Raw genomic sequence first — 499 nt, 5'->3', positions numbered from 1 at the left:
CCGGTCCGGCTGCCCCGCAGGGTCGTCGGGTCGATCCCGGCGTGCTCGAAGGTCTCCCACGCCGTCTCCAGCAGCACACGCTGCTGCGGGTCCATGGCGAGGGCCTCACGCGGGGAGATCCCGAAGAACCCGTTGTCGAAGTCGGCGGCACCGTCGATGAAGGCGCCCCGGCGGGCGTAGCACTTGCCGGGGGCGCCGGGCTCGTCGTCGAAGAGGTTCTCCAGGTCCCAGCCGCGGTCGTCGGGGAAGTCGCCGACGACGTCGCGGCCCTCGGAGACGAGGTCCCACAGCGTCTCCGGGGAGACGATGCCGCCGGGGTAGCGGCAGCCCACGCCGACGATCGCGATGGGTTCGGCGTCGCTCGCCTCCCGCTCCTCCAGCCGCTGCCGGGTCTCGTGCAGCTCGGCGGTGACCTGCTTGAGCAGCCGGAGCATCGTGTCTTGTTCCACCATCAGAACCTCACAGGCGTAACGCAGGGACGGGGCGCGTCGGGGGGGGC

1 protein-coding gene is annotated in these 499 nt (G+C 71.9%); it reads right to left on the bottom strand.

Going from position 1 to position 499, the window contains the following annotated elements; all coding sequences use genetic code 11:
* The coding region (locus tag E0D90_RS26025; RefSeq protein WP_174856268.1) for a beta-ketoacyl synthase N-terminal-like domain-containing protein at positions 1-452 on the bottom strand (452 nt) is incomplete at its 3' end.
* Between the last annotated feature and the right edge of the window lie 47 nt (positions 453-499).

This window comes from Streptomyces otsuchiensis (assembly GCF_004305975.1).
GTDB classification, from domain to species: domain Bacteria; phylum Actinomycetota; class Actinomycetes; order Streptomycetales; family Streptomycetaceae; genus Streptomyces; species Streptomyces otsuchiensis.
This window is presented reverse-complemented; position numbering and strand designations above follow the sequence as displayed.